Origin of the sequence: Pseudoxanthobacter sp. M-2 (assembly GCF_046156265.1) — a bacterium.
In the GTDB taxonomy this organism is placed as follows: domain Bacteria; phylum Pseudomonadota; class Alphaproteobacteria; order Rhizobiales; family Segnochrobactraceae; genus CAMDHY01.
Genome location: NZ_JAWDIR010000045.1, coordinates 25,001 through 43,587, shown reverse-complemented (window position 1 = coordinate 43,587; position 18,587 = coordinate 25,001). Strand labels below are relative to the sequence as shown.

Annotated in this window: 14 protein-coding genes and 1 tRNA gene; 6 read left to right on the top strand and 9 right to left on the bottom strand. The window is 71.0% G+C overall.

Features of this window, described 5'->3' with window-relative positions:
* Positions 1–24: 24 nt before the first annotated feature.
* The 4 genes from RUR49_RS21525 (at position 25) to RUR49_RS21510 (ending at position 4,496) form a co-directional block, all read left to right on the top strand.
* Complete coding sequence (locus RUR49_RS21525; protein ID WP_409148499.1) at positions 25–1,026, top strand: adenosine kinase; 1,002 nt, start codon at positions 25–27, stop codon at positions 1,024–1,026.
* Positions 1,027–1,127: 101 nt separating this feature from the next.
* Entirely contained in the window at positions 1,128–1,889 is a 762-nt protein-coding gene (locus RUR49_RS21520) for a LuxR C-terminal-related transcriptional regulator (RefSeq protein ID WP_409148498.1), read from the top strand.
* A gap of 114 nt (positions 1,890–2,003) precedes the next feature.
* On the top strand, positions 2,004–3,017 hold the full coding sequence (locus RUR49_RS21515; protein ID WP_409148497.1) for an arginase family protein: 1,014 nt from the start codon (positions 2,004–2,006) through the stop codon (positions 3,015–3,017).
* Positions 3,018–3,257: 240 nt separating this feature from the next.
* Complete coding sequence (locus RUR49_RS21510) at positions 3,258–4,496, top strand: PLP-dependent aminotransferase family protein (protein ID WP_409148496.1); 1,239 nt, start codon at positions 3,258–3,260, stop codon at positions 4,494–4,496.
* A 19-nt stretch (positions 4,497–4,515) separates the two neighbouring features.
* Here the strand turns inward: RUR49_RS21510 and RUR49_RS21505 are convergent, their stop codons facing one another.
* The 8 genes from RUR49_RS21505 to RUR49_RS21470 all read right to left on the bottom strand — a co-directional run bounded on the left by RUR49_RS21505 (position 4,516) and on the right by RUR49_RS21470 (position 11,144).
* Complete coding sequence (locus RUR49_RS21505; RefSeq protein ID WP_409148495.1) at positions 4,516–4,941, bottom strand: low molecular weight phosphatase family protein; 426 nt, start codon at positions 4,939–4,941, stop codon at positions 4,516–4,518.
* A gap of 58 nt (positions 4,942–4,999) precedes the next feature.
* The gene (locus tag RUR49_RS21500) at positions 5,000–5,485 is read right to left on the bottom strand and encodes a UPF0262 family protein (protein ID WP_409148494.1); all 486 of its coding nucleotides are present in this window, start codon (positions 5,483–5,485) and stop codon (positions 5,000–5,002) included.
* A 13-nt stretch (positions 5,486–5,498) separates the two neighbouring features.
* Positions 5,499–6,791, bottom strand: a complete 1,293-nt coding sequence (gene hisD / locus RUR49_RS21495) for a histidinol dehydrogenase (protein ID WP_409148493.1) — start codon at positions 6,789–6,791, stop codon at positions 5,499–5,501.
* A 248-nt stretch (positions 6,792–7,039) separates the two neighbouring features.
* Positions 7,040–7,516, bottom strand: coding sequence for a DUF2948 family protein (locus RUR49_RS21490; protein WP_409148492.1), 477 nt, complete (start codon positions 7,514–7,516; stop codon positions 7,040–7,042).
* A gap of 114 nt (positions 7,517–7,630) precedes the next feature.
* A complete protein-coding gene (locus RUR49_RS21485) occupies positions 7,631–9,241 on the bottom strand; it encodes a hypothetical protein (RefSeq protein ID WP_409148491.1) in 1,611 nt (536 codons plus the stop codon).
* A gap of 316 nt (positions 9,242–9,557) precedes the next feature.
* Positions 9,558–9,634, bottom strand: a tRNA-His gene (locus RUR49_RS21480).
* Positions 9,635–9,909: 275 nt separating this feature from the next.
* Entirely contained in the window at positions 9,910–10,419 is a 510-nt protein-coding gene (locus RUR49_RS21475) for a phasin (protein ID WP_409148490.1), read from the bottom strand.
* Positions 10,420–10,736: 317 nt separating this feature from the next.
* Entirely contained in the window at positions 10,737–11,144 is a 408-nt protein-coding gene (locus tag RUR49_RS21470; RefSeq protein ID WP_409148489.1) for a phasin family protein, read from the bottom strand.
* Between the two features lie 242 nt (positions 11,145–11,386).
* Between RUR49_RS21470 and RUR49_RS21465 the strand changes: the two genes are divergently transcribed.
* Positions 11,387–14,899 carry an ATP-binding protein gene (locus RUR49_RS21465; protein WP_409148488.1) on the top strand — a complete coding sequence of 1,171 codons (3,513 nt, stop codon included), beginning with the start codon at positions 11,387–11,389 and terminating at the stop codon, positions 14,897–14,899.
* A 140-nt stretch (positions 14,900–15,039) separates the two neighbouring features.
* A complete protein-coding gene (locus RUR49_RS21460) occupies positions 15,040–16,779 on the top strand; it encodes an ABC transporter permease (protein WP_409148487.1) in 1,740 nt (579 codons plus the stop codon).
* A 182-nt stretch (positions 16,780–16,961) separates the two neighbouring features.
* Here the strand turns inward: RUR49_RS21460 and RUR49_RS21455 are convergent, their stop codons facing one another.
* A complete protein-coding gene (locus tag RUR49_RS21455) occupies positions 16,962–18,380 on the bottom strand; it encodes a hypothetical protein (protein ID WP_409148486.1) in 1,419 nt (472 codons plus the stop codon).
* Between the last annotated feature and the right edge of the window lie 207 nt (positions 18,381–18,587).

The following is an 18,587-nucleotide window of genomic DNA, read 5'->3' as shown; positions in this document are numbered from 1 at the left end:
GCCAGCCGCCCGGATTCCGCTTCCATGACCGACACCCGCTTCGACGTGCTCTGCATCGGCAACGCCATCTTCGACGTGCTCGCCACGGTCGAGGAGGACTTCCTCGTCGCCGAAGGCCTGACGAAGGGCTCGATGCGGCTCGTCGATGCGGAGGAAGCGGTGCGCCTCTACGACAGGATCGGCGCGGCGGTGCGCATCCCCGGCGGCTGCGCCGGCAACACCGCCTCCGGCGTCGCCTCGCTCGGCGGTCGTGCCGCCTTCGTCGGCAAGGTGGCGGCGGACGAGCCCGGTGACGCCTACGGCCACGACATGCGCGGCGCCGGCATCCACTTCGCCACCCCGCCCCTGAAGGACGGCGCTCCCACGGCCCGCTCGATCATCCTGATCACGCCGGACGGCGAGCGCACGATGAACACCTATCTCGGCGCTTGCCAGGAGCTCCGGCCCTCAGACGTCGACCCGGCCACCGTCGAGGCCTCGGCGATCACCTACCTCGAGGGCTACCTGTGGGATCCGCCGGCCGCCAAGGAGGCGTTCCGGCGCGCGTCCGACGTCGCCCACGCGGCCGGCCGCCGCGTCGCCATCACCCTGTCGGACTCCTTCTGCGTCGACCGCTGGCGGCCGGAATTCCTGTCGCTGCTGCGCACCGGCACCGTCGACACGCTGTTTGCCAACGAGCACGAGTTGAAGGCGCTCTACGAGACGTCTGACCTCGACACTGCGATCGCGGCCGTCCGCGAGGACGCCGGGCTCGCGATCGTCACGCTCGGCGCCGCCGGCTCGATGGCCGTCACCCGCGAGGAGACGCACCACGTCCGCGCCCATCCGGTCGACAAGGTCGTCGACCTCACCGGCGCCGGCGACCTGTTCGCCTCGGGCTTCCTCACCGGCCTCGCCCGCGGCCTGGAGCTTCCCGACTGCGCCCGCCTCGGTGGCATCGCGGCAGCCGAGTGCATCGGCCACGTCGGCCCGCGCCCGCAGGCAAAGCTCGTCGACCTCGCCCGCCAGGACGGCTTCGAGATCTGACGGCAGCGCCGAGGCACGCGGGCGGCGCGGGTGGAGTCCGCGGCGCCCGGCGGCTAGGCTGACCGTCGGCGGCGGGTGGCGCCGTGAGGAACGCATCGCCGATGCTGATCGAGCCTCGGACGTGGCAGGAGCTCTTCGAGGCGGTCCTGCGGATCAACGCCGCGAGGACGCGGGGCGACTTCGCCGCCTCGGTCGTCGCCGGCATGCGGCGCCTGATCGAAGCCGACGTCACGGTCTTCCAGGTCTTCGACCGCGCCCGGGGCCGCATCATCACCGAGACGAGCCCGCCCGAGCCGTTCACCGCCGAGGAAGTGGCCTACTACACGAGCCACTCCGACGAGTTCCCGCTTGTCCCCTACTACAGCCAGACGAGTGATCCGCGCGCCCGCCGCGTCTCGGACGTCGTCGACCTCGCCGACTGGACGCAGTCGGCCTACTACCGCCACTGCCTCGCCCGCCAGGACCTGCGCTACTGCCTCGCCTTGCCGATCGCCGTCGACGACGAGACAATCGTGGCGCTCTCCTTCAACCGGCGCGACCCCGATTTCAGCCTGCACGACTGCGAGCTCCTCGACGCCTTCGCGCCGCACGTCCGGCTCGCCTTCGAGCGCCACGACGACCCCTGGGGCGACCGCCGCCAGGGCGACGCAGAGCGCCGCCTGCAGGGCCTCGGTCTCACCCCGCGCGAGAGCGAGGTGCTGTTCTGGATGACCGAGGGCAAGCAGAACCGGGAGATCGCCGCGATCCTCGGCGTGCGGCTCGGCACGGTGCAGGACCACGTCGCCGCCATCCTCGCCAAGCTCGGCCAGGAGAACCGCCACGCTGCAACGGTGTTCGCGATCGGCGTCCTTCAGGCGCGCTGACCAAACCCCCCATGCGTGGGGATGGCCAACGCCCCGCCCTGCTGGCATGCGGCCCGCCGGGGGAGCGGGCGCCAGCTGGGCCGCCCTCCGTCCGTATCGGGAGGCGGCGCCGCCATGAGCTTCGATCCGAGTGCCGAGCAGGCGGGACAGCTGCTCGAGAGCTATTTCTACTGGAACGGCTTCCCGAAGCTGCTCGGATGCCCGATCGAGACCGACTTCGCCAAGGCCGACATCGCCCTCGTCGGCCTGCCGCTCGCCGTCAATCCGATCGAGCGCACCCAGTATCTCGCCCCGCGCGCCGTCCGCCACCGCTCGCAGGCCTATCACCGCGGCCACCGCGAGTTCGGCATCAATCCCTTCGAGCTCGCGCGCATCTGCGATTTCGGCGACGTGCCGATCCCGACGCCGACGATCGCCGACCGGGCGGTGATCGACATCGAAGCCTTCTATGCCCGCCTCGACGCCGCCGGTGCGATCCCGTTCACCGTCGGCGGCGACCACGCCTGCACGCTGCCGGTGCTGCGGGCGATCGCCGGATCGAACTCGCGGCGCAAGGCCCCGGTCGGGCTCATCCACTTCGATTCCCACACCGACAGCTACGGCGACTCCGCCGGCGTCCGCTGCCATGCCGGCAACGGCTTCCGCCTCGCCTGCGAGGAAGGCCTGATCGAGCCGTCCCGCACGGTGCATGTCGGCCTCAACGGCCCGATGGTCCACCCGCAGATGGACGACTGGTCGCGTGACGCCGGCTACCGGCTCCTGTCGCTGCGCGAGATCGAGGAGATCGGCATCCCGGCCGCCCTCGCCGAGATCCGCCGCATCATCGGCGACGGTCCGGTGTTCGTGACCATCGACCTCGACGTGCTGTCGCTCTCCGACGCGCCGGCGGTGGCCGATCCAGAGGCGGGCGGCCTCACCATCCGCGAGATGCTCCACCTGCTGCGCGGCTTTCGCGGCATGGACGTCATCGGCGGCGACGTCGTCTGCTTCGTCCCCCACCTCGACCCGTCGCAGGTCACGGCGCTGCACATCAGCGCGATGATGCACGACGTCGTGACGATCATGGCGGAAGGTGTCGCCCGGAAGCGCGGCGCGGCGGGCAGCGGCGATGGCGCGGCCCGAGGCTGAGCGGCGGACGCAGGCTAGCGTCGGCCAGCTTCGCCTCGGTCCGGTGCGGCTCTGCCAGGTTCGTCTTCCGACGCCTGTTCGTCTTCGAGCCGGACTGGCGCGCGGAGGGCTGATGAGCCGCGCCGGCGGTCCCGCATCGTTGCGACGATGGAACACTCGGTTCCATCGAAGCCGCTTCTGAATGCCGGTCGCCACGGCTAGCGTCGCGCCCGACGCGCCTGCGGCGGACGGGGACACCCAATGACGGACTTCGCCTACAAGCACCTCTTCCGCGCTGGCCTCCCCGCCATCCCGCCGCCGGCGCCGACGAAGCCGCGCATCCTGATGAACTCCGGCCACAATGCCCCCGAGCTCATCCCCTGCGAGAAGCTCGCCGCCGCCGCCGAGCGCGTCATCCGGCGCGAGGGCACGGCGCTCGCCCGCTACTTCAGCGGCCCCCGCGCGCTCGGGTACGAGGGTCTCCGCCGGGTGCTGGCCGAGATGATGCGTAAGACCCGCGGCATCGACGTCGGCATCGAGCGCATCCTCGTCACCTCCGGCTCCGGCCAGGCGATCGACCTCGTCGACTGGCTGTTCCTGACCCCCGGCGACGTCGTGCTCGTCGAGGAATTCACCTACCACGGCGCCATCACCCGGATGCGCCGCGAGGGGGCGGAACTCGTGCCGGTCGCCATGGACGAACAGGGCATCCGCGTCGACGCGCTGGAGACGCAGCTCGAAGAGCTCGCCGCGCGAGGCGTGAAGCCGAAGTTCCTCTACACCGTCCCGACCGTCCAGAACCCCACCGGCACGGTCCTCCCGCTCGACCGCCGCCGCGCGCTGATCGATCTCGCCCGCCGCCACGCCCTGCCGATCGTCGAGGACGACTGCTACTCCGACGTCTTCTGGGGCGGGCAGACGCCGCCGGCGCTCTACGCCCTCGCCCCCGATCAGGTGATCTACATCTCGACGCTGTCGAAGACCTTCGCGCCGGCGGTGCGCCTCGGCTACGTCGTCGCCGATCCCGCCGTGCTGCAGCAGATCGTCCAGATGAAGCGCGACGGCGGCACCGGCCTCCTCGACCAGATGATCGTCGCGGAGTACTTCGCCGAGCACTACGACGCCCACCTCGCCGAGATCCGCGCGCGGCTCCACCACAAGATGAGGGTCACGGCCGAGGCGGTGCGCCGGGAGTTCGGCGTCACCGCCGAGTTCACCGAGCCGGACGGCGGCATCTATCTCTGGCTGAAGCTGCCGGAGGCGGTCGATGGCCGCTCCTTCGCGGCGGCGGCGGCGAAAGAGGGCATCCAATACAACATCGGCCAGGAGTGGGCGGCCGACGCCGAGCACGGCCGCAACCGCATCCGCCTCTGCTTCGCGCTCACCACCGAGGACGAGATCCGCGAGGGCGTCGCGCGCATCGCGCAGCTCTGCTTCGAGGCGAACGGCGTGCCTGCCTTCCGCGACAACGTCGCCCGCGAACGCCAGCCGGCCGGCTGATCGGACGGAACGACGACGGCTACCCCGCCGGTGCCTTCGCCGGCAGGCCGAAGCGCTTGCGGATGCGCGCCTCCAACTGGTCGCGCACCAGCCGGTAGGACTGCAGGATCTGCTCGCGCGAGCCGGTGGCGATCGTGGGATCCGCCGTCGGCCAGTACTCGACCTCGAGCGCCTGGGTGCGCGTCAGGTCCAGCACGCGGTGGTGCGCCTCCGGGGCGAGCGTGATCGCGAGGTCGAAGTTGGTGTCCTCGAGGTCCTCGAGCGTCTTCGCCCGGTGCGAGCCGATGTCGAGGCCGATCTCCGCCATCACCGCGGCGGTGAACGGGTCGAGGTCGCCGGGCCGGACGCCGGCCGAGCGCACATACATCGAGCGCGGGAACAGGTGACGGGCGATGGCGGCGGCCATCGGCGAGCGCACGACGTTCTGGCCGCAGACGAACAGCACCGCGCCCGGTCGCGCCGGGGCGTCCTTGGCGGCGGCGTCCGGGTCGCCCGACAGCCTCTCAGCCCTTCCAGTGCAGCGCGCAGATCAGCGTGAAAAGCCGTCGCGCGGTGTCGTGGTCGACGGCGACCTTGCCGTCGAGGCGCTCGCGCAGCACCCGCGAGCCCTCGTCGTGGACGCCGCGCCGGCCCATGTCGATCGCCTCGATCTGGCTCGGCGTCGCCGTGCGGATCGCCTGGTAGTAGCTCTCGCAGATCAGGAAGTAGTCCTTGACGATCTTGCGCAGCGGATTGAGCGACAGGATGTGGGCCGCCACCGGCGCGCCCCCCGCGTCGGTGATCTCCAGCATCAGCTTCTTGTCGAGGAGGCCGATCGACAGCTTGTAGGGCCCGCCCGCATGACCGGACGGGCGGAAGTCGGCGTCCTCGACGAGGTCCCAGATCGCCGCGATGCGCTCGTGCTCGACGTCCGGCGTCGAGCGCGCGATCGAGGCCTCGTCGAGGACGACGGCGGTCAGGCGGTAGCGGGGATCGCGGGCCTCGGGCATGGCCGGCAGACTGTCACAGGTTGACGCGGATCGCCACGGAGCGTGCGTGGGCTTCGAGCCCCTCGGCGCGGGCGAGGGCGATCGCCGCCGGCGCCAGCGCGCGCAGTCCCTCGCCCTCGCAGCGCAGGATCGAGGTGCGCTTCATGAAGTCGAGCACGCCGAGGCCCGACGAGAACCGCGCCGAGCGCGCCGTCGGCAGCACGTGGTTGGAGCCGCCGACATAGTCGCCGATCACCTCCGGCGTCTGCCGGCCGAGGAAGATCGCCCCGGCGTTGCGCACCCGCGCGCAGAGCGGCTCGGGATCGGCGACGGCGAGCTCCAGGTGCTCCGGCGCGATGCGGTCGGACAGCGCCACCGCCTCGTCGAGTGTGCGAAGGATGATCACGGCGCCGAAGTCGCGCCAGCTCTGCGAGGCGACGGTGGTGCGCGGTAGCAGCTTCAGCTGGCGCTCGACGGCGGCCTCGACTGCCTCGGCGAGCGCGCGGTCGTCGGTCATCAGGATCGACTGCGCCGCGGTGTCGTGCTCGGCCTGGGCGAGCAGGTCGGCGGCGATCCAGTCGGGATCGTTCTGGCCGTCGGCGATCACCAGCACCTCGGACGGCCCGGCGATCATGTCGATGCCGACGGTGCCGAAGACGCGCCGCTTCGCCGCCGCCACGAACGCGTTGCCGGGGCCGACGATCTTCGCCACCGGCCGGATCGTCTCGGTGCCGTAGGCCAGCGCCGCCACCGCCTGGGCGCCACCGACGCGGTAGACCTCGTCGACGCCGGCGAGCCGCGCTGCGGCGAGCACCAGCGGGTTGATCACCCCGTCCGGGGCCGGCACCACCATGACGAGGCGGTCGACGCCGGCGACCTTGGCCGGCACGGCGTTCATCAGCACGGAGCTCGGATAGCTCGCCGTGCCGCCCGGCACATAGAGCCCGACCGCCTCGATCGCCGTCCAGCGGTGGCCGAGCTCGATGCCGAGCGCATCGGTGTAGCGGTCGTCGGCGGGCTTCTGGCGGCGGTGGTGCGCCTCAATGCGGTCGCGGGCGAGGGTCAGGGCCGCCATCGTCTCCGCGTCGATCATGGCCGCGGCGGCGTCCAGTTCGGCATCCGTCACCGCGATGCCGAGCGCCCCGAGGTCGACGCGGTCGAAGCGCTGTGACAGCGAAATCAGCGCCTTGTCGCCGTCGCGCCGCACCGCCGCGATGATCTCGGCGGCGGCAGCGTCGACCTCCTCCGACACTTCCCGCTTGGTGGCGAGGAAGGCTGCGAAGCGGGCCTCGAAATCGGGCTCGGCGGTCGACAGGCGGATCGCCACAGGCGGGGCTCCAGGATGCGGGTCAGAAAAGCGCCGGCACGCCGGAGGGCGGCCGCGCCGCTTCCATAGTCGGTTTCGGGAGGCGGGTGAATGCGGTGCGCCGCCCCGGCCGGCCCACTCTCGACGCGAACCCTCCCCCCTCGCGGGGGAGGTGGCCGGCGAAGCCGGTCGGAGGGGGGGCGCCACGAGTCCGGGCGTAGTGAGGAGGCACCCCGCCTTGCAGGCCGCGGTCCGTCCGACCCCGTCCCTCAGCCGACCTCGTGGGCCGGCTTGGCGCGGGCCTCCCAGGCGGCGCCGAGATCGGCGAGGCGGGCCTCGATGCACTCGACCTCGAGCCGCACGCCGCCGCCACCGGCAAACGTCAGCACGACCGCGCCCGATGGCGCCAGCGCCGGATCGGCCGCGGGCTCGAAGGTGACGGCGAGGAGCGACAGCACCGCATCCGGCACGTCGCGGCGGATGCGGCAGGTCTTGGCCGAGAGCACCCGGTCGAACTGCAGGGCGGCGCGGCGCCGCTCGCCGGGGCCGCGCGCGCCCTTCGCGTCGGCGGCCTCCCAGGCGTAGCGGTTCATGGCGAGGGCGAAGCGGCGCTCGGCCGGCGACCACAGGAGATCGCCGACGCGCACGACGGCGTCCTGCACGTGCGCCGAGACGACCGCGAGGTCGTCGGCGTCGAGGGCGGCGAGCCTGGCGGTCGCGGGCTTGGTGGTCTTGGCCTCGGACATGGGCGCGATCGTTCCGGGAGGGGCGGCGATACCGGCGGCACCGAGGGGGTCCACCGGCCCGCCCTACCTAGTGTCTCGAGGGGCCTGCCGCAATGTCAGGCGGGGCTCACCGCCCTACTGGACGAGAAAGTGCCGCTGCACGGCGACGGGAAGGGCCGGATCGACGGTTCCGTCGCGCCGCGACAGCGTCAGCCGGCGCAGGATGATGGCGGCTTCGTCTTCGGGAAGTTCACTGATCAACCGTCCGATCTCGATCACGGCGGCGCAATACTCGTTCTCCCGCTCGGCCGGCACCTCGCTCGCCGAAAGCAGGGCGAGCCGCTCGTCACCGAGGCGCTCGGCGAGCGCGGCGTCGAGCCGAGCGAGGGCCGTGGAGACAGCCGCATCGGACGGGGCCGGGCGAGGGGATGCAGTCGCGATGACCTGCTCGATCACCTGCCATTCGAGCGCCCTCAGGTCTTCGCCCACATAGCGCGTGCCGGAAACATCGAAGTCGCCGCCGGTCGCGGCAAGGTAGCAGAGGCCGGACGAGACCCCGCGGATCGCCTCGAGTTCCGCCGTGCTGAGGGCCGAGTAGAGGACGAGCACCTCATCGTCGGCATCCGGCGCGTGAGCGACGAGCGCTGGGCCGATGGCAGTGCGCGTCAGGCGATCGATCTCGCGCTGTGTACTGCCGGCGTCGTAGGCGGCGACGAGCCGGTCCACCGCCGCGCCGAATAGGGCAGGCGAGCGCTGCTCGAGCTCGAAGTATGCCGGATAGACCTCCGACACGAGTTCGACGTGATCCCGGTCGACCTCCGTGCCATAGCCGGAAACCGCGAACTGCGAGCCGTCCGCCGTGTCGGTGATGACGCGCGCCGCCCTCAATTCGTCGTGGGTCGGATGCCACATCTCCTCGGCGGGAATGGCAATGCCGCGGTCGACGAAGGCTGGCTCGTAGCCGGCATCGACGAGCGACCTCCGCCACTCCCGCGTGCCTTCCTCCGCCGCGAGCTGGTCGAAGGCGCCGAAGCTCGGGCCGTGGAAGCCGATGGTGGCGTCCGGGTCGACCCATCGCTGCCGGCCGGCTGCGAGGACGAGCGTGCAGGCGGACTCGCAGTTCCACGGGACGTACGTGTTGAGGCCGCGGGCGCGGACGAGGGCGTACATCTTCTCCGCCTCGACGAAGCGGCCGCCGATGCTCGTGAGGTGCAGCACCTCTAGATTCGGGTTGCGGTCGAGCGTTTCGCGCAAGGCCTCGGCGGCGCCGAGGCGGATGCCTCCGTTGAACTCTGCTTCGCGCCCCTGCCGCATCACGCGGATGTCGAAGACCGGAAGGTCGGGGTCGCCCAGGATGACGGCCTCGTAGACGTCGATCGCCTGCGGCACGCCGGCGCGCAGCACCTGCACCGCTGTGGCGACGACCGACACCACCATCACGGCCTTCGCCAGCGTCGCCCAGACCGGTCGCCGGCCGGCGGCGCGGCGGGCGGCCGCGTTGCGCGTCGCGGATCGCCAGGTGCCGACCACCTGCCAGACCGCAACCGACAGGGCGATCACCCAGGTCACGACGAATTCGGCGAAGTAGACCGCTTCGGTGCCGATCGGCGTTCGGGGCAGCCCGTTTTCCACGGCGAGGATCGCGAGCCGGGCGGCGAAGGTGCCGCCGAAGCCGATCACCCAATACGACACCCATAAAGGCAGCTCGCCGCGCCAGTGGCGGGTGATGAAGTTGCCGCGCCGCAAGGGGGTACCCGCAGAAGGAGCGCCGACACTGGAGGCAGGGGCAGGCGAAGCATCCGCGAGGGGGGCATCCGCCGTGACGGCGCCGGCGGGTGATACGTCGGCCGGCGGAGCGCCGCTGGAGGAGTGCATCGTCGGGTCCTGGTCGCTGCCATCATCCACCACCCTGAACGGTGGCGGCCTCTCCCGGAGGCACCGGCAGTCGCGTGGCGGTGCGCCGACCGTTCGCGGTCTGGTTGCGATCACCGGAGCGCAGACGCGGCTTCACTGTCAAGCCATGCGCTCAGCGCCGCGGAGGTTCGCCGGGGAAGGGGAGGAATGGTACGGCTGCCTGGTCTCGAACCAGGGACCTTCGGATCCACAATCCGACGCTCTAACCAACTGAGCTACAGCCGCCCGTATGCCGGGCCGGACGCTTGAGCGCCCGCCGACGAGCGCCGTCATAGGACCATCGGCGAGGCATTTCAAGCGCGACCGGCGCCGCGTCGGCCGGCCGGCGTGGATGCCGACCGCGCGGCCACGGCATTGACGATGCTCGCGGCCAGTCGCGACCGCCTTGGTCGCCCGCCGGCACCCGAAACGCCAAACGGCCGCCCGGGGGCGGCCGCGATGGCGTCGATCGTCTCGCCGTCCGGCGGCGGCCCTCCGGCCGCCGACCGGTCGATCGAGCCTCAGGCGACCTTCTGAAGGTCCTTGCTCGCCTTCTGGAAGTCCTTGCCGGCCTTCTGGAAAGCGTCCTTCATCGGGGCGGAGCTCTCGGTGGCGAGCTTGGTGGCGAGCTCCTGGAACTCCTTCGCCTGGGCGGTCATCGCCTCGAAGGCCTTGCGGGTGAAGGCGGTCTGCAGCTCGATCGCCTCGGACAGCGACTTCACCGCGAGCAGGTCGCGGGCGAAGGCGAAGGTGGCGTCGGAGTTCGCCTTGACGGTGTCGATCGCCTTCATGTTGAGGGTGACGACGCCCTTGCGGGTGGTCTCGTAGGTATCCTCGAGAACGTCGGTCGCCTCTTCGGCGGCGGACTTCATCTTCTCGTAGGCGTCCTTGGCCTGCGCGACGCTCTTCTCGGCCATCTCGCGAACCGCCGCCGGCACTTCGACATTCGGCATCGTCGGCATGGCGAACGGCTCGGCGGTGAGGGTCTCGGCGGCCTTCCTGGCGGCGGGCTTGGCAGGCTTGTCGGTCATCGGTCGGGTTCCTTCTCGGGGTCGGCGCCGTCGCGAGGGACAAGGAACGTCCGTTCCGACGACATGAGACACACGCCGGCGCGCCGCTGGCGGCCGGGCCACGGCCTCATCCGGCCGTTATCCACAAGATAGGGCAACCTATCCCGCAATGCAACATTTTATTGCACTGCACAATAAAATCTGGGCACCGGCGGGGGCGCCCCAGCCGAAACCCGCGGCGACCGCCTGCTGGGTGCCGCCGGATCAGGCAGCCGAGCCGGGCCCGACGGGCGCCGTCGTCGGCCGGCGACCGCGGTCGCCGGCGGAGCGGACGGCCCTCAGCGCCGGTCGGGGTTGGCCGCCTTCATCGCCTGGGCGGTGAGGTCGCCGGCGGCCTTGGCGGTCGCCTCGCCGACGTGGCGGGCCTGCTCGGTCATCACCGCCATGCGCTCCTGCAGGTACTTCGCCTGCAGTTCCATCGCCTCCTGCACGCTGGTCGACTGCACCAGCCGCTGGGCGAGGCGGAAGGCGGCGGCGATGTTGTCCTCGGCGGCAGAGAGCATCTGCTCGTTGAAGTCGACGGCACCGTCCTTGGCCTTCTTCGACTGCGCGTCGACGGTCGACACCGTCTTCTGGGCCGAGGCCATGAAGTCCTCGAAGGCCTTGCGCGCCTGGTCGACGGTCGTCTCGGCGTAGCGGCGCATCTCCGGCGGAATCTCGAACTGCCCGGTCTTGTCGGTCGGCATGGCGATCGCTCCCTTGTCCCTGGTCGCGTGGCCCCCGAGGGTGACCCTCGGGTGGCCCCGCGAGCCCCACCGCCGGCGAGTGTCGCACGAACCGCGGCCCGGCGTTAACCACCGATCGACGCGGCCCCGTCCCGGCGGCTCGCGGCGATGGACCGGTGCGGATGCCATTGATATTACCATTCCCTTAACGATCGGCGTCGGCGGACTTGCGAACGGGGGTCGAACGGGGGAGTTGCGGGAGCGTGCCGATCCTCGGTGTCGATCGTGAGCGCTATCTGACCCTGACCGGGGTGGCAGGCATCGGCCGCCACCTGCTGTCGCACCGCGTCGTGGTCGTCGTCGATCGCAGCGCTGGCGATCTCCTGTGGTTCAACCCCTCCGCCGCCCGTGCCCTCGGCATCGGCGGCCTCGACGATCCGCAGCCGCGCCGTGAGGCGCTCGCCTCCGCCCTCCTGTCGGCGCTCCGCCGGCGCCTCGCCGGCGGCTACTACCCGCGCGGCGGGCTCGAGCGCCTGCGCCTCGAGGTCGATCTCGCCAGCCGCCCGATCACCTGCCGCCTCGAGCCGGTGCGCCTGCCGGGCGGCGAGCCGGCCCTGCTCGTCGACGTCATGGAGCCGCTCGGCGACACCCTTAGCGATCCCGCCGCCGCCGCCTGCCGGCTGGTCGCCGGCGATGGCTTCGCGGCGGTGATCGATCGCGGCGGCGCGGTTCGCGCCTCGGCCGGCGCGGGCGAGGCGGCCGGGGCCTACGGCGGCGTCGCGGGCGCGCTCCGCGCCGCGGGTCAGCAACTGCCCGGCAGCCCGCGCGCGCTGGCGCTCGCCGACGCCGCGACGTTGCTCGTCGTCCCCGCCCCGGAGCCATCCCGCCATCCCGGCGGTGACCGCGACGACCGGTTCCGTGAGGCCCGCTGGAGCGACGCCTCGCACGGCGCATCCGAACGATCGGCGCCGCGGTGGGACGTGCGGCAGCCTCCGCCCGAGCGCCGGCGGCACCCCGAGCCGGCGCCGCCACCGCGCGCGCGCGCCTTCGAACTGGTGGCACCGGAGGCGCTCGCTGCCGCGCCCGTCGTCGAGGCGCCACCGCCGCCTCCTTCGCCGACCGTGCAGACGCCGCCACCGCCACCGCCACCTCCGGCCGCCGTCGCCGCCGCACCGCCCTCCGCTGCACCGCCCGCCGCTCCACCGCCGGAGGCCGCCGCGCCGCCGCCCCCGGTCGTAGCGCCGGAGCCGCCGGCGCCGGCCTTCCCGCCGATGCCGCCGCCGCCGTCCGGCCGCCGCCGCACGCGGCGGTTCTCGTGGCAGATGGACGCCGCCGACCGGTTCACCTTCGTCTCGCCGGAACTCGTCGAGGAGGTCGGCGTGCGCGCCGGCGACGTCGTCGGGCAGACCTGGCGGCAGGTCGCCGACCGCCTCGGTTTCGACGTCGAGCGGCGGATCGACAAGGCGCTCGCGAGCCGCGCCGCTTGGAGCGGCCACTGGGTGGTCTGGCCGGCCGACGACGGCTGGGCCGTGCCCATCGACTTCGCCGCCATCGCCACCACCGACGAGGGCGGCCGCTTCGGCGGCTACCGCGGCTTCGGCCTCGTCCGCGCCGCCGAGGCGAAGGCACCTCCGGACGCCGTAATCGAGCCGGTCATCGAGCCCGAGACGGCCGCGGAGCCAGCGGCGGCCGACATGGCGAAGCCGGCTGCAGCGCCCGTGCCGCCTACACCGTCCACCGCCGTCGCCGCGCCGGCGGCGAATCCGCCACCGGCTGCCCCGGTGGCGCCCGTGCCGCTCGCCGCTCCGCCGCCGCTGGCGGAGGCCGTCACAGCGATGGCGTCGCCCGCACCAGCGGCGCACGCGGCGGTCTTGCCCGAGCCGGCGTCGACGCCGGCGCCGCAACCGCCGGAGCGAGAGTCCTGGCAGCCTTCTCCGCCACCGCCCGCCGCGAGCGGGCCGCGACCGGTGTCGGACGGTGGGCTCGATCCGGTGTCGGAACCGGGCGATCGCCGGTCCGCCGGCCATCTCAGCCGGCCGGAGCAGGAGGCGCTGCATCTGATTGCGGCGGCCCTCGGCGCCCGCATCGAGGGTGAGGAACCACGGGCAGCGGCCCGTCGCGCCGCCGCGGCCGCGCCCGTCGCAGACGAGGACGACGACGAGGCCTGGCCGGGCGGTCTCCCGACGGTCGCGGCCGCGCCACCGCGGGATCCTCGCGGCGGAGAGGCGCCGTTCCGCGGCCGGGGTGACGCAGCGGCCTCACCGCCGCCCACGGTGGCACCGTCGTCGGCGATGGCCCCGCCGGCGCCCGCCGAGGACACCGACATCGTCGACCGCATGCCGGTCGGCGTGCTGATCTGCCGGGACGGCGACGTCGTTCACGCCAACCCGGCGGCGCTCGCGCTGCTCGGCCATGCCGACGCGGCGGCGCTGTCGGCCGCCGGAGGTCTCTCGGCGGTGTTCGCGACGCCGGCGCCGGATGCACCGGTGGAGCGGCGTGTCGCCGTGGAGCGGGCCGACGGCACCCGCCTGCCCGTCACCGCGCGGCTGCACCGGGTGCCGTGGCGCGGCGGCCGGGCGCTGATGGTGGTGCTGTCGCCGGAGCCGGCCGAAGCGGCGCCGCGACCGGCCGAGACGGTACCGGCCGCCCCGTCGCTGCCGTCGTCGGCCTTCGCCGAGGCACCGCGCGGCGCGGTGGTGACGGCGCTCGCCGAGGCGGTGCTGCTGGTCGATCGCCGCGGCCTGGTGACCACGGCCAATCCGGCCGCTGCCGCCCTCCTCGGCCGTCCCGTCGCCGAGATCGAGGGCGCCCTCGTCACTCATCTGGTGGCCCTCGACAGCCGGCTGCCGGTCGGGTCGGTGCTGGCAGACCTCTTCGCCGAAGGACCGGAGCCGCCGGCACCGCTGGAGCGGGATTTGATGGTGCTGCACCCCGAGCGCGGCCAGGTGCCGGTGGCGGCGGGCTTCGGCCGCCTCGCCGGCTCGCCGCCGCCGGGGCTCTGCATCGTCCTGCGCGACCTCACCCGCTTCCGCGAGACCGAGGCGGCGCTGACGCTCGCCACCCGCGAGGCGGAGCGGGCGAGCGCCCACAAGTCGGAGGTGCTGGCGCGGGTCAGCCACGAGATCCGCACGCCCCTGAACGCCATCATCGGCTTCGCCGAGGTGATGCTGGAGGAGAAGTTCGGGCCGCTCGGCAACGAGCGCTACCGCGAGTACCTGCGCGACGTGCGCGCCTCCGGCGCCCACATCATGAGCCTCGTCAACGACCTCCTCGACCTCGCCAAGATCGAGGCGGGCCGCGCCGATCTCGCGCCGGAGGCGGTGTCGCTGAACGAGGTGGTGCAGTCCTCGATCGCCCTGATCCAGCCGCGGGCCAGCGCCGAGCGGGTGTTCGTGCGATCGACGCTCGCCGCCGGCCTGCCGGACGTGCTCGCCGACCGGCGAAGCCTGCGCCAGATCCTCTTGAACCTCCTGTCGAATGCGGTGAAGTTCAACGCCGCCGGCGGCCAGGTGATCGTCTCCACCCGCCGCGACGAGGGCGGTGGCGTGTCGCTGCGGGTGCGCGACACCGGCATCGGCATGTCCGGCGAGGAGATCGCCCTGGCGCTGCAGCCGTTCCGCCAGGTGAACGGCGGCCACGAGGGCACCGGCCTCGGCCTGCCGCTGACGAAGGCGCTGGTGGAGGCAAACGCCGCCACCTTCCAGATCCAGTCGGCGCCCGGTCGCGGCACGCTGGTCGAGGTGCTGTTCCCGGCCGCGCGGGTTCTTGCAGCCTGAGCGCAGGCGCCGCTCCAGTTACTGATAATAGAAGCATTCCAAAGTGTTGCCGTGATTTGCCGGAGTTGACACACCGGCCGGCCGCTCGCTAACGACCCGTCAGGTCGGCCGCTCCCCTGTGGCGGCCGGCAGGGCCGCGCATGAATGCTTCCATCCGCACCGTCGACCAGCCGGCGAGGCCGCCCGCGGCTCCGCCCGGCGGACGCGACGCTGCCACCGGGACGGTGACCGCAGCCGCCGTGCCGCAGCGCGCCCGTCACGACGCCGGCATCGTCGCGCTGGTGATGGTGCTGGCAGCCCTCGCCGTGGCGCCGCTGGTGGCGCTCGCGGGCATCGCGGCGACGCCTGCGGAGGGGGTGTGGCGGCACCTCGCCACCACGGTGCTGCCGGGCGCCGTGATGACGACGCTCCTCCTGATGCTCGGCGTCGGGCTCGTCACCGTCGTCGTCGGCGTCGGCACCGCCTGGCTGACGGCGGCCTTCAGCTTCCCCGGCCGCCGGCTGTTCACCTGGGCGCTGCTGCTGCCGCTGGCGGTGCCGACCTACATCGTCGCCTATGCCGCCGTCGAGGTGATGGACTTCACCGGTCCGCTGCAGACGGCGATCCGCGCCGCGACCGGCGCCGCCACCCGGCGCGACTACTGGTTCCCGCAGGTGCGCTCGCTGCCCGGTGCCATCGTCGTGATGGGGCTCGTTCTCTACCCTTACGTCTATCTCTCGGCCCGCGCCGCCTTCCTGCTGCAGTCGGCCACCGCCATCGACGTTGCCCGCACGCTCGGCGCCGGACCGGGACGGGTGTTCTTCCAGGTGGCGCTGCCGCTCGCCCGCCCGGCGATCGTCGTCGGCGTCAGCCTCGCCTTGATGGAGTGCCTGAACGACATCGGCGCGGTGCAGTTCTTCGGCGTGCGCACCCTGACGGTGTCGATCTACGACACCTGGCTCAATCGCGGCAGCCTCGCCGGCGCCGCCCAGATCGCCTGCGCCATGCTCGTCGTCGTGCTGGCGCTGGTGCTGACCGAGCGCGGCGCCCGACGCGGCCGCCGCTTCGCCACCGCCTCCACCCGCCACGTGCCGCTGGTGCCGGTGCCGCTGACGGGGGTGCGTGGCGCACTCGCCGCCTGCGCCTGCGCCGTGCCGGTGCTGCTCGGCTTCGCGGTGCCGGCGGGCGTGCTGCTCTCCTCGGCGCTGCGGCGGACCGAACAGCTTTCCGACCCGGTCCTGCACGCCGCCGCCTGGAACAGCCTGTCGTTCGCGCTGATCGCCGCCGCCGTCACGGTGGCAGCCGGCACGGCGATCGCCTATGCGGTGCGCCTGCAGCCGCGCAAGCCCGTGAAGGTGGCCGCGGCGATCGCCTCCGTCGGCTACGCGGTGCCGGGCACGGTGCTGGCGGTCGGCATATTCGTGCCGCTCGCCGCCCTCGACAACGCCGTCGACGGCATGATGCGCCAGCTCTTCGGCCTGTCGACGGGGCTGCTTCTGGCCGGCTCCGGCGCCGGCCTGATCTACGCCTACGCCGCCCGCTTCATGGCGATGTCGGTCGGCTCGGTGGAGGCGGGGATGGCCAAGCTCTCGCCGCACCTCGACATGGCGGCGCGCACCCTCGGGCGGGGCGCGCTCGGCACGCTCCGGCGCGTGCTGCTGCCGCTGATGCGGCCGGCGCTGGCGACGGCGGCGCTGCTCGTCTTCGTCGACGCGATGAAGGAACTGCCGGCGACGATCCTCCTGAAGCCGTTCAACTTCGAGACGCTGGCGACGCTCGTGTACGCGGCCGCCTCGCGCGAGCACTTCGAGGAGAGCGCGGTCGCGGCGCTGGCCATCGTGCTGGTCGGCCTGCTGCCGGTGGTACTCCTGGCCCGGACGACGGCGGCCGTGCGGCGGTAGGGTTTGTCGCGCCGGGATCGCAGCGATTCAAGCAGAGAAAGGTGCGCCCGTGCTCTCGGCTTCGAGGCACTTGCTCGCCCGCGCGGTTCGCGCGAGCGCAAGGCGTCATCGGCTCGAGGCCCCTGATAAGACCTCGATCCACAGGAAGATTGCGCCATGATGAGCGACTTCGGAAGGGTCGATCAGGGGCACGGACGCGCCTTGGAACCTCGTTGGTAGAGGTTGACCGTCGTCATGTACACGATACTGAACATTTCCCTCCTGCCGCCCTTATTGCCGAAATTACTCACCTTTTTCTGCCTGTTGAAGCCGAGCCCGGTGGACCACAACTCACCATCCCTTGCATCGATATAGACGGCAGATTTTCCAAGAGACTGTATCTGTCCGGGCGCAACCACGGCGCGCGACGACAATTGCTTTGTGCCCTTGGGTGTTCCATCCGTTGCGAAGAGACGATTGTAGCTTCCAATATCTTCCACAACCCTCGCCACGAAGACAACGCTCTTGCCGACCTTGGCAAACCCGTAGAAAATGCTTCCCAAAGGCCCCTTGTTGACGTCCATCAGCAATTTGGTCGATTTCTCATTTCCCTTGGTTACCCAAAGTTCGCGTCCCTTCCCGTCGGCAATCGCCGAAAACACCGTAAATCCACCGCCGTCGTACCAGTCGCCGGGATCGGAATTGCCATCGAATGGTACCAGGTTCTTGAGCAGCTTCGTCCCGTCGGCCGTTCCATCGGTGACCCACGGCTCTCGGCCGTGCTGGTCGGTATCGCTGCCGAAAAGAACGAACCTGCCGTCTGTCTGATGGGTCAGATTGGAAAAGTTCCCGAGCCCCTCGATCTCATGAATCATCTGGGCACTCTTCTCGGTGCCCTCGGTAATCCAGAGCTGCCGCCCGTAACTGAAGATCAGAGAATTCTTCAGCATTGCGCTGCCAGACAGCGCATTCATGTTCAAGCCGTCATTTGATGCAATTCTAGTTGATTTAGATGTTCCTGTAGTTGACCAGAGTGACAATCCAAAGGTCGTCTCTCTGGAGCGAAAATATGTCTTCTCGCCATTGCTGACAACATATTTGTCCGTGATGCCGATGCCGCTCGCTTCGCCAATCAACAGATCTTTTACGATGGTCGTTCCCTCTGCCGTTCCATCCGTGGACCAGAGTTCTCGACCATTGTTGTTGTCGGTGGCTGGAAAAATCGCCAGGTTCTTCGATGAGGCAAAGGAATTGCTGCCGATCTTGGGGCTCGGGTCGGACGAGAAGGTCGCTCCCCTGTATATGTCCTTCAAGAGCCTGGTGCCGTTTTTCGTTCCGTCAGTCACCCACAGTTCCCGCCCGGACCGGGGATCGCCGTTCTCGAAAACGACCCGCTTTCCGGCATTGGTGAAATTGAACGCCCCAATACTATTTTCATGTACCTTGTATATCAGCTCTGTTCCCGATGATGTCCCGTCGCTGATACCGATATGATATTCCTTCAAACCGGGATAATGGACCCCGAATATTGCTACACACACTGCTGCGGTGGCGGTAGCCGAAACCGGCATGATCAGGCCTTCCTGCGATTGTGCGGTGGGTCCATCGAGGCGGACATCCACCAATCGTTTCCGAACAATGATGCACTAGATCAAGGCGTTACAGTATAGCCGGCCCATGGTGAGCGGGTACCATAGGTCCCGTTGGAACCGTTTGATAATGCAGTATATTCGGCATACCTGGGGTGTCGAGCCGGATCCTGTGTCGCGGCGACGCTGCGCGAGCCGGTGGGGAAAGCTCATCGGGTGGTGCCCTGCCTTTTCGGGTAC

Coding starts and splice junctions, on each gene's coding strand:
- RUR49_RS21525 (WP_409148499.1), top strand. CDS start 25: ATGACCGACACCCGCTTCGACGTGCTCTGCATCGGCAACGCCATCTTC.
- RUR49_RS21520 (WP_409148498.1), top strand. CDS start 1,128: ATGCTGATCGAGCCTCGGACGTGGCAGGAGCTCTTCGAGGCGGTCCTG.
- RUR49_RS21515 (WP_409148497.1), top strand. CDS start 2,004: ATGAGCTTCGATCCGAGTGCCGAGCAGGCGGGACAGCTGCTCGAGAGC.
- RUR49_RS21510 (WP_409148496.1), top strand. CDS start 3,258: ATGACGGACTTCGCCTACAAGCACCTCTTCCGCGCTGGCCTCCCCGCC.
- RUR49_RS21500 (WP_409148494.1), bottom strand. CDS start 5,485: ATGCCCGAGGCCCGCGATCCCCGCTACCGCCTGACCGCCGTCGTCCTC.
- RUR49_RS21490 (WP_409148492.1), bottom strand. CDS start 7,516: ATGTCCGAGGCCAAGACCACCAAGCCCGCGACCGCCAGGCTCGCCGCC.
- RUR49_RS21475 (WP_409148490.1), bottom strand. CDS start 10,419: ATGACCGACAAGCCTGCCAAGCCCGCCGCCAGGAAGGCCGCCGAGACC.
- RUR49_RS21470 (WP_409148489.1), bottom strand. CDS start 11,144: ATGCCGACCGACAAGACCGGGCAGTTCGAGATTCCGCCGGAGATGCGC.
- RUR49_RS21460 (WP_409148487.1), top strand. CDS start 15,040: ATGAATGCTTCCATCCGCACCGTCGACCAGCCGGCGAGGCCGCCCGCG.